Annotated in this window: 7 protein-coding genes and 1 pseudogene; 4 read left to right on the forward strand and 4 right to left on the reverse strand. The window is 67.0% G+C overall.

The features are described 5' to 3' along the window. The 3 genes from FVW27_RS00190 to FVW27_RS00200 form a co-directional block, all read left to right on the forward strand. Positions 1–1337 (forward strand): two-component system sensor histidine kinase NtrB (locus tag FVW27_RS00190; protein ID WP_167121755.1); only part of this gene is annotated, 1337 nt, incomplete at its 5' end. Between the two features lie 165 nt (positions 1338–1502). Next, entirely contained in the window at positions 1503–2180 is a 678-nt protein-coding gene (locus FVW27_RS00195) for an XTP/dITP diphosphatase (RefSeq protein WP_279586581.1), read from the forward strand. Positions 2181–2496: 316 nt separating this feature from the next. Next, positions 2497–5397, forward strand: coding sequence for a bacteriohemerythrin (locus FVW27_RS00200; RefSeq protein ID WP_167121756.1), 2901 nt, complete (start codon positions 2497–2499; stop codon positions 5395–5397). Between the two features lie 183 nt (positions 5398–5580). Here FVW27_RS00200 and FVW27_RS00205 read toward each other — a convergent pair whose 3' ends face one another. Further along, positions 5581–5910, reverse strand: a complete 330-nt coding sequence (locus tag FVW27_RS00205; RefSeq protein WP_167121757.1) for a hypothetical protein — start codon at positions 5908–5910, stop codon at positions 5581–5583. 441 nt (positions 5911–6351) lie between these two features. On the opposite strand from FVW27_RS00205, the gene FVW27_RS00210 reads away from it, so the two are divergent. Continuing rightward, complete coding sequence (locus FVW27_RS00210) at positions 6352–7560, forward strand: histidine phosphatase family protein (RefSeq protein WP_167121758.1); 1209 nt, start codon at positions 6352–6354, stop codon at positions 7558–7560. Between the two features lie 139 nt (positions 7561–7699). On the opposite strand, the gene FVW27_RS00215 is transcribed toward FVW27_RS00210, so the two are convergent. The 3 genes and pseudogenes from FVW27_RS00215 to FVW27_RS00225 all read right to left on the reverse strand — a co-directional run. After that, a complete protein-coding gene (locus FVW27_RS00215; RefSeq protein ID WP_167121759.1) occupies positions 7700–8329 on the reverse strand; it encodes a cytochrome b/b6 domain-containing protein in 630 nt (209 codons plus the stop codon). Between the two features lie 2 nt (positions 8330–8331). Beyond that, the gene (locus FVW27_RS00220; protein ID WP_167121760.1) at positions 8332–10035 is read right to left on the reverse strand and encodes a tetrathionate reductase family octaheme c-type cytochrome; all 1704 of its coding nucleotides are present in this window, start codon (positions 10033–10035) and stop codon (positions 8332–8334) included. 45 nt (positions 10036–10080) lie between these two features. Beyond that, positions 10081–10857, reverse strand: a pseudogene (locus FVW27_RS00225) (4Fe-4S dicluster domain-containing protein); the annotation flags it as partial.

Genomic DNA, 10857 nt, shown 5'->3' on the forward strand with positions numbered 1-10857 from the left:
CCGCCCCCGGCGGAGTGCCCCGCTTTGATTCCGCCGCCGACCTGTTCGCGGCCCGGCCCGACTTGCGCATGGCCATCGACCTGACCGATGATGGCCGCCACATGGCCGAACTGCGCGCGGCGGCCCCCGCCGGGGTTTCGCTGCTGGACGCGGGCGGCGCGCTGTGGGTGTGGGAAATGCTGGCCTCGGAAAAGCTGTGCTCCACCTGCAACCTGCACCTGCGCGAGGCACGCGACCTGTTCGCCACGCTCATCGACCAGGTGGACGAGGACATCCTGCTGCTGGACACCGAAGGCCGCATCGTGGACCTGAACCGCAACATCCTGCAACGCAAGGGCGGCACCAAGGACGACTGGATCGGCACCTGCTGCTGGCAACTGGACGGCGCGTCCTTCTGCTGCCCGCCGGAGCACGGCGGCTGCACCTTCCGCGAAACCGTCAGCACAGGCCACAAGGCAGAGCGCATCCACACCAGGGTCAATGACGATGGGCGGGTGCAGTACTTCCGGGTGTACACCTACCCGGTCACCGACGACGCAGGGCGGCTGACGCGGGTCATCGAGATGCGGCGCGACATAACCAACCGCACCAACATGGAAATCCGCCTGCAACAGGCCGAAAAGATGGCCGCCATCGGCGAGCTTTCCACCTACGTGGCGCACGAGATCCGCAACCCGCTGTTCGCCATCGGCGGCTTTGCCAATTCGCTGCTGCGCTCCCCCTCGCTGGACGAGGCAGCGCGGGGCAAGGTGCAGGTGATTCTGGAAGAATCGCGGCGGCTGGATACCATCCTGAAATCCATCCTCAATTTTGCCCGGCCCACCTCGCCCCGCACGGGCGAAGTTGACCTGAACCTGCTGGCCCGCCAGACCATGGAACTGATGAGCCTGGGCTTCGACCAGCGGAGGATCACCGTGGAGATGGAGCTTGCGGCGGACATCCCCAAGGCCCACGGTGACGGCGAGATGCTCAAGCAGTGCCTGATCAACCTGGTGAAGAACGCGCAGGAGGCCATGCCCGCAGGCGGCCGCCTGACCGTGCGCACCGGCATGAACCAGCAGCACGTGTACGTGGCGGTGGCGGACACGGGCGTGGGCATCCCGCCGGAACTGCACGACAAGATATTCAGCCCGTTCTTTTCCACCAAGGAAAAGGGCGCGGGCATCGGCCTGGCCATGAGCCGCAAGATCATCGAGGAAATGGGCGGCCGGGTGGACCTGCAAAGCCAGGTAGGCAAGGGCACCACCATCACCCTGTACCTGCTGCCCCTGCTGGCCGTGCCGCAATCGACGGAACCGGCGCGGGACGACCCGGCAGGCGATGGGCAGAAGGGCTGACCGCACGCCGGGCACGAAGCCCATCGGCGCTCCCTTGCCTCCGGTCCGATTCTTCCGCACAATGCACGCCGCATCACCCCACCGCGTGCCCAACGCCGTGCGGCCAACGCCGTGCCGACGGTGGGTCATGCACCCACGCCAACCCTGGAACACGTCCGACACACCATGAGCACCGCCCCGACCATCACCCCCCCGAACATCACCCCCCCGAACATCACCAGTGACACCACCGTCATCGTGCTGGCCACCCGCAACGCGGGCAAGATCCGCGAACTCAACGACATGCTGCAAGGCACCGGGGTCACCGTGGTCGGCCTCGACACCTATCCCGAGATCGGCGAAATCGAGGAGACCGGCACCACTTTCGAGGAAAACGCCCTGCTGAAAGCGCGCACCGTGGCCGAACTGACCGGCCGCATTGCCGTGGCCGACGATTCCGGGCTGGAGGTGGACGCCCTTGGCGGCGCGCCCGGGGTGTATTCCGCCCGCTATTCCGCCGAAGACGGCGTGCCCGCCACCGACGCCCGCAACAACGAAAAACTTCTGGCCGCACTTGCCGACGTGCCCGATGCGCAGCGTACGGCGCGGTTCCGTTCGGTCATTGCCGCCTGCGCTCCCGACGGTCGCCACATTACCGCCGCCGGGGCCTGGGAAGGACGCGTGGCCACTGCCCCGCAAGGCGACAACGGCTTCGGCTACGACCCGCTGTTCTTCGATCCGGAACTGGGGCACACCGCCGCCACCATTACCCGCGACGAAAAGAACGCCCGCAGCCATCGGGGCAAGGCCCTGCGCCGTCTGCTGGAACTGTGGCCCGCCTTCGTAAAGGACGGCAACGCCTAGGGTGACCGCATTCAAACTGCACCGCGTTTTTCGGCGGCTTCATTTCCAGGCGGTTCGCATGCGGTAGAGCGCGCCAGCGTGACCACGCCGCCTCAGGCGGTACGGTCCGCCTTCGGCGGCTTCGGCATCGCGACATGCCTGAAGGGCGCGGCCGACACGGCTGCGTCTGCGCTTCGTTTCACCCCGCCAGACCGGCCCCGGCATATTATCATGCCGGGGCCGGTCTAATCATTGCCACCCTGACCGCCTGCCCCGATAGAATGCGCGGATCGGCCCCATGCCGGATTTTCGGACCAGACATTCACGAGGGGTGGACATGACGTTACGGCTCAAGCTGCTCATGGGATTCATCGGCGCACAGGTGCTTACCTGCCTCATCACGGCGGGGCTGTTATGGCACTATGGCGTGGACGGCATGCAGCACATCGGGCAGACCGGCGCGGAAGCCTCCGCCGACCGGGCGCGGAATCAACTCGCCAGCATCCGCAGCGCCAAGGCGCTGCACATAGGCAGCCTGTTCCAGCGCGTGCGCAACCAGGCCATGACCCTGGCCGAAAGCCTCACCGTGCGCGAGGCCGCCCGCGAACTGCTGGCCGCCTACGAGAACGTGCAGTGGGAAACCTCCGACCGGCTGGCCCCCGGAGAAACCCGGCGCCGCCTGATCGAGGACTACGCGGGCGGAAACTACCTGCGCAACCCGGTCTTCGCAGAGCACGCCCCCCTCATGCCGGGCTACGCCCCCCGAAAGCCGGAGGCATACCTGCCGCAGGACATCAACGGCGTGCTGCTGCACGGCATGTACGTGCATCCTTCCGGCAATCCCAATGAAATCGGCAAGAAACACCGGCTCGACGCCTCGCCCATACCTTCCGCGTACAACAGGCTGCACGGCAAGTACCATCCAGTGTTGCGGAATTATCTGGAAACATTCGGCTATTATGACATCTTCATCATCGAGCCGGAAAACGGCACCGTCGTGTATTCGGTGTTCAAGGAAAAGGACTTCGCCACATCGTTGCTTACCGGGCCATACAAGGACACGACCCTGGCCACCGTGTTCCGGGCCGCGGTGGACGCAGGCCGCAACGGCCAACGCGGCTTCACCACCATCGCAGACTTCGCTCCCTACGAACCCAGCTACAACGCGCCAGCCTCCTTCATTGCCGCGCCGGTCCTGGACGGCGGCGGCAAGCTGCTTGCCGTGCTCGCCTTCCAGCTGCCCGAGGACAACATCAACCGCATCATGACGTCCGACGAGAAATGGCATGACGTGGGCCTTGGCGAAACGGGCGAGACCTATCTTGTGGGGCAGGATTTGCGGGTGCGGTCCATGCTGCGTCATGCCGATGCCCATGGCGTGCTGGAAACCGTGGTGGACAGCGAGGCGTCCCGAAGGGCACTGGCCGGTGAGACGGGGGTGGGCAGCATCGTGGATTACAGGGGCCGCAAGGTGCTCGCCGCGTGGCAGCCGCTGGAGGCGGCGGGGCTGCGCTATGCGCTGGTGGCGGAAATGGACGAGGACGAGGCTCTGGCCGCTGCCCGTGACATCACGGAAACCCGCGAGGCGTACGAACGACGCATGCTGGCCAGCGCGCTGGCCACCCTGCTGCTTGGCGCACTGATCGGGTCCGGACTCGCCGCAACGCTGGTGTCGAGCATCGCCGGGCCGTTGCGCCGCCTGCAGGCGTACGCGGGCGAGGTTGCGGACGGAAGGCTGGATGCACGCCCAGAGGGCGACTACCCGCCGGAACTGGAAGCCACCAGGCACTCCATTGAGCGCATGGTGCAGCATCTGCGCCAGCGCATCGCCGAAGCCGACGCCCAGGGGCAGGAGGCGGCGCGCATGGCTCGCGAGGCCCGCGACGCGCTGGAACACTCGAAGAAGTCCGAAACGCGCATCAAGCGGTTGATGGACCGGATGACGGACGCGGCGGGCAAGGCCCGTACCGTGTCGGAACATGTTTCGCGGTCCATCGCCGACCTGACGGTCCAGGTAGGCACGGTCACCGGCGGGGTTAACGCGCAGCGCGGGCGCATGGACGAGACCGCCGACGCCGTCGCCAACATGCGCGTGACCGTGGACAACGTCACCGCCAACGCCCGCCAGGCCGCCGAACAGGCCGATCTTTCGCGCGGCAATGCCGACGAGGGCGCTCGCGGCGTGCGCGAAGCCGTGGCCTCCATCAACGGCATCCGCGAGCGCATCCTGCGCCTGAACGAATCCATGGCCGGCCTTGGCGCGGAAGCCGACAACATCGGGCAGGTCATGTCACTGATCTCGGACATCGCGGACCAGACCAACCTGCTGGCGCTGAACGCGGCCATCGAGGCGGCCCGGGCCGGTGACGCCGGGCGCGGCTTTGCCGTGGTGGCCGACGAGGTGCGCAAGCTGGCCGAAAAGACCATGTCTGCCACCCGTGATGTGGGCGAGGCTGTGGCGCGCATCCAGGGGCACACCCGCGAGAACATAGCGGCCGTGGAGCATGCCGCGCGGGACGCCACCGCATCGGCCACGTCCGCAGGGGCCGCCGGGCAGGCCATGACGCGCATCGTTGCACTGGTGGACGAGACCGCCGACATGGTCCAGTCCATCGCCTCCGCCAACGGCCAGCAGGCGGCGGCCAGCGAGGTGGTGGGGCGCAGCGTGGACGAGGTGAACCGCATAGCCGGGGAAACCGCCGAGGCCATGTCGCACTTCACCAGCACGCTCAATGACATCTTCGCCCAGGTCCAGGAGATGTTTTCCATGATCGAGGTCATCAGCTCCGGCGAGGATGGCGTGGCGATCATGGCGGACATGTCGCGGGACGGGGGCGACATGCTGGTGCAGTGGTCCGACGAGTTGTCCAACCTGGCCAGCATCGACGTACAGCACAAGAAGCTGGTGGGCTACATCAACGCCATCTACCGCGCCGCGCGCACCAGCGACATGGCCGCCGTGCCCGAGGTGTTCGGGCAACTGAAGGCCTACGCCGTGGAGCACTTCGGGCACGAGGAACGTCTGTTCGACCTGCACGGCTACCCGGAAGGGGCGCAGCACAAGGACGTGCACCGCCGCTTCGTGCAGCGGGTGCTGGAGTGGGAAAAGCAGGCGGCGGGCGGCAATCCCACGGTGATCATGGAGATACTGCGCGGCCTGGTGGACTGGCTGGTGGCGCACATCATGAAGGTGGACAAGCGGTACGAGGCCTTCCTGCGCGAGCGCGGCGTGGAGTAGGCGGCAGGGGGCGGGCCGGATGGCCGGTGGCCGGGAAATACGGGCGCGTGAAGCCCCCCCCCGGCAAACACGCGTCGGGGCGGCGCGTGGTCAGGAACACGGCGCAACGATACGCGGAAGGCGGCCCGGCATGTGGTGCCGCCTTTCGCGTCTGGCGAACTGCTCAGCAGATTGTTCGGCGAACTATTTGGCGGGCTGGTCGGGCTGCGCGGGGGCGGCAGGCGTCTGGGGTTCGGCCTGCGGGCTGGCCTGGGGCGCCGGTTGCGCGGCGGATTGGGGTTCCACCTGCTGCGACTGGGTCACGGGCGCGGTGGCGTTCACCGGCTGCACCACCTTGGTTTCGATGGGCGACACCAGGTTGCCGAACACCAGCAGCATGGCCCCACCGATGGCGAGGCTGCGCGCGCGGATACCCGCCGCATGGTTGCCCGAGCGCCAGCGCAGCCAGTTGAAGGCGGCCCCGGCCAGCATGGCCATGCCGCACAGGTTCAGCAGATAGTTGATGGCGTACATGGTCGGCCTCCTGCCGGACAAGCGGCGGATGTCGGGGTATGGCGGGGGAACGGGTGGTTGTGCCCCGTGGGTGGAGAGAGGGCGAGGAGAACCCCGCCGTGAAATTCTGTTGGCATGCCGGGAGGGTGGCGTCAAGTGGGGGTATGGGCAGCCCGTGGCGGCAACCGTTTGCGAGCGTGACCACACCCCGTGCGGATGATGGTCGCGGCTCCGTGCCTCCCTGCCCGTCAGGGGCCCGGCGCAAATGCGAAGCCTCACACACCCGAAAACGCTGGTGTGTCCGCGCGGAAGCCGTTACCGATGGGGCAGGCCCAGAACAGGCCCAGAACAGGCCCAGACAGGTTCGGTCAGGTTCGGTCAGGTTCGGACCGGACAGGCCCGGGGACAACGGATACGCCGCTTTGCCCCCGCGTGTGCACAACGCCTTTCACAGGATTCCGCATGAACAAGCTCTATGTCGTCATGGTCGGCCTGCCCGCGCGGGGCAAATCCACCATGGCCCGCCGCATCCGCGAGGGCCTGGAGGCAGAGGACTTCCGCGTCGAGGTGTTCAACAACGGCGAAATCCGCCGTTCCCTGCTGGGCATGGATTCCGCCAGGCCGGAATTCTACGACCCGGACAACGCGGAAGGCCGCGCCCGGCGCGAGGAAATCGCCCGGCTGAACATTGCCGCCGCGCGCGATTATCTTGCGGGCGACGGGCATGTGGCCATCCTGGACGCCACCAACGCCAGCCGTGCCCGGCGGGCCACCATAGAGGCCATGCTCACCGACCATCCGCTGCTGTTCGTGGAATGCGTCAACGACGACCCGGTGGCGCTGGGCGCGGCCATCCGGCGCAAGACGCAGATGCCGGAGTTCGCGCGGGATACCACGCAGGCGGCCATGGACAGCTTTACCAAGCGCATCCGGTACTACGAGCGCATGTATGCCCCGTGCGCCGACGAGTCGTGCTGGGTGCGGGTGGACACGCTGGAAAACCGCGTGGTGGGCGAGCAGATAGGCGGGCGGGTGCCGTACTACCACCGCATCCGGGACATTCTGGTGTCCGCGTGGGTGCGCAACCTGTACCTGATCCGGCACGGCGAGACCTACTACAACGTGGAGGGGCGCATCGGCGGCGATTCGGACCTGACCCTGCGCGGGCAGGCCCAGGCCAGGGAACTGGCCGCGCATTTCGCGGACATCGAGGTGCCGTACATCTTCACCTCCACCCGCAAGCGGTCGGCGCAGACGGCGGCCCCCATGCGCGAGGCGCGTCCGGGTGCCACGGTGATGGCCCTGCCGGAGTTTGACGAGATCGACGCGGGCGAGTGCGAGAGCCTGCGGTACGACGACATCCGTCGCAGGTTTCCGGATGCCTTTGCCGCCCGCCAGCGCGACAAGTTCCACTACGTGTATCCGGGCGGCGAGGGCTACGTGACCCTGCGCGAGCGGGTGGAGCGCGGGGTGCGCCGGGCGCTGTTTCTGGCCGGGGGCGCGCCGGGGGTGATGATCATCGGGCATCAGGCCATCAACCGGATGATCCTGTCGCACTTCCTGTACCGGCGGACGGAGGATGTACCCTACATCTTCATTCCGCAGACGCAGTACTACCACATAGTGGCCACGCAGCGGAAAAAGCTGTTCGAGCTGGTTCGCTTCATGTGAGGCGGGACGTCTTCATCCTCCGGGCCACTCCCAATGGAAAAGTTTGGAAGGGTGGAGGGGGTGTGGGGGAGGAGGGAAACTTTTCAAAGTTTCCCTCCTCCCCCACATTTTTTCATCTGTTTTCTTCCGTCCCCCCCCTCTACGCCTCCGGCTTCACGCCATTGCGGGGCACGTCCTCGTACCCGGTGAACATGGCGGCGATGTGCGCGGTAAGGGTGTGGCCGGTGGTGGTCATGTAAACGTGCACGATGACGAAGGCCAGGAAGGCGAAGGCGCCCAGGGTGTGCAGCACGGCCACGGCCTTCAGGGTCAGGCTGCCCGCAAAGCCGAGCTGCGGCCACTGGTTGTAGGTGTAGTAGAGAAACCCGGTGACCATCTGGAACGGCACGAGAAACGAGACGATGCCGAGATAGGTCAGCCGTTGCAGGGGATTGTGCTTGGCGCGCTCGCTCTTGGGCACGGGGTGCGGTTCCCCCTTGAAGATGCCGGAAAGGTAGTAGCGTACCACGTCCATCAGCTTCAGGAAGGTGGGCACGTAGTGCTTCCACTCGTCGGTGACGGCCATCCAGAACACGATGAAGGCGTACAGCACCAGCCACGACCATGCGCAGAAGTTGTGCACGGCGAAGGCGCGGGCAAAGCCCAGAAGGGTGACGGTGCCGTGGATTTCGAAGCCGGTGACCAGCAGCACCAGGATGAGCACGGTCTGCGCCCAGTGCCAGAACCGCTCGAACCGGCTGTACAGGTAGAGTCGTTCGGTGGCGTGCATGGCTAGTCCTCCTTGCGGTTGTTGCGGCCACGCGCGGCCAGGCGCAGGAACCCGTGCACGCCCACGGCCAGCACGGACCCGGCAACGGCGATCCACCCGGCGGCGTCCACGCCCGTGTTGCGGTCGCGCCCCGGCATCCACACCCCGCTGACGGCGGCAAGGCGGCTGCCAGCAGGCCTGTGGCATTCACCGCAGGCCACGGACTTTTCCTTGGGGGCCACCTGGTGGGTGATGGGGTAGTAGTAGACGGTTTCAACGAATTCCAGCTTGCCGCTGAAGGGAAGGTTCAGCGACTTCTGCCCGGCCTCCACGGCCTTCATCCAGTCATAGGTCTTCCAGTAGGCGGCGTCGTCCTTGCCGAACAGGTGCGGGGCCACGAAGGTGCGGTTGCCCGCGTCGAAGGGCTGGCGGCCCCGGTGCGCCTTGAAGGGCATGATGCGTGCCTTGGGGTCTGCCGGGTCGCCATCGATACGGTTGATTTCCACGGGCTTCGAGGTGTCGGCGATCCTGTCGGTCAGCAGCAGGAATTCCATGCGCCCGTTGGACCAGTGGTATTCGGGGGTGACGTCCTTTTCCCAGCGGAAGTCGCCCTTCTTGCTGTCGTAGCTGGGCTTGCCGAAGGGGCCCTTTTCCGCGAACGGCTTGCCGTCCTTCTTCTTGCCCGCCGTGGACCAGTCCCACCACATCTTGGTGGCCATTTCGCGCGCAAAGGCGGGAATGTGGCAGGTCTGGCAGGCCAGCTTGTCGGTGTGGTCGTTGGCCTTGTGTCCGGCCTTGTGCGGGGTTGCGGTATGGCACGATTCGCAGGCGATGCGGTGCACCCGGTCGTCGTCCAGCACGCTGGTGCGTTCGGTGAAGGCGGGCTGCTTGTAGGTGCGTCCGGCGATGACGTGGGCCTCGGTGGTGTGGCAGCGCTGGCAGGTGAAGTTGGCGCCCTTCACGTCCATGTGCACGTCCAGTTCGCGGCTGGGCTTGAACATGGTGGAGTCGAGGTCGCCATGCTTCACCGCATCGCCCCCGCCGCCGTAGAAGTGGCAGGTGCCGCAGTTGTCGCGGGTGGGACGGCCCACGGAGGCGGCAATGGCGTTGTAGTCGGGCGGGTTGAACGTCTTGCCCTCGAACTCGGTGGGTTCGCTGACGGGCAGCCCGGCCATGGTGGGGAACTTCTTGTAGGTGCCGGTGTGGTCGTGACAGACCATGCAGTCCACGTTTTCCTGCGACGAGAAGTCGAACTGCGCGTTCTTCCAGCCGAAGCCCGCATGGCACGAGGTGCAGCGCGGCTCGTTGGACGGGATGGCGATGCAGAAGTTGTTGAAGGTGATGCCGCCCTTGCCCATCTTGCGTTCCGGGTCGGCGGGGTCCAGCCAGGTCCAGTGGATGGTCCTGTGTACCTGCTGCGCGGCGGCGTTGTGGCACGACAGGCAGGCCTTGGTCACTTCCTGCGGCGTGGCAAAGGGTTGTTGCAGGGCCGGGTGGCGGGAGTGGTCGGCGGTGATGGCGTGGGCCTCCGGCTTTTTCACCGCGCCGGTTGCCCCGGCGGGCACCTCGGTTGCCAGTTGCGCGGCGCGGGCCGGAGCGGTTGGCGCAAGCGTCAGGGCAAGGCCCGGCAGCAGGCACAGCAGCAGGAGCAGCAGGACTGGCCAAACCGGCAGGGCTGGCGGCGAACCGCCATGTGCCCGGTGGGCGGAAACGTGTGGCGACGACATGTGGACTCCTCCTTCAACGGTGAGCGTCAGCGGGTAAGCCCGGCGCTACGCGCGGGGCGGATGTTCGGGATGATGACCGGGCGACGGAGCCGTACCGGGGGCGGTGGCGGGGACGGTCCAGGCACTCCGGCCCGTCAGGGCCAGCGCCAGCGCGGCAGCGCCCAGCAGCCCTGCAATGCCAAGATGCGTCCAGTCCAGGTACATGGTCAGGGTGGGGCCCCAGTCGAAGCCGGGCAGGTTCTTGGCCACCCGCATGGCCCCGGTGACGATGAGTGCTGCCACCAGCCACAGGCGCAGCGTGCCGCCGCCCGTCAGTCGATACGGGGTGAACGGGCGGTGCACGGCGAACAGGCGGCGGATGCGCGACCCGGCGCAGGCCCGCACGGCCAGCCACGCTGAAAGCGCCAGCAGCACGGCGGCGGCCCCGTAGTGCAGCAGGTGGGTGAAGTAAAAGTCGGCGGTCCAGGCCAGGCCGGGCACGGCGGCAATGCCGTAGCGCGCGGCAATGGGCATCTGGGCCATGCCGGTGACGCCGAGCACGCTGGCGCAGGCGATCCACAGCCAGCGGGCCACCGGCAGGGGATGGGATACGGGCGTAGCGTCAAGATCATCTGTGGCGTCGTCTACTCTGCGGGGCGGGCAGGTGGGACAGTCGACGGCAGTGGACAGGCGGCAGGCCGGGGTATCCGGCGTGTCTGAGGTGGTTGCCGCATTTGGCGCGTTCGTACCGTCGGCCTCCGCACGGGCCATGTCGCCGATGCCGCGCGCCACGCGTAGCAGGGCGGCCCCGGCACCGGCCAGCGGCGCAGTGACCAGCACGGT

Source organism: Nitratidesulfovibrio liaohensis, from assembly GCF_011682075.1.
Classification (GTDB): Bacteria; Desulfobacterota; Desulfovibrionia; order Desulfovibrionales; family Desulfovibrionaceae; genus Cupidesulfovibrio; species Cupidesulfovibrio liaohensis.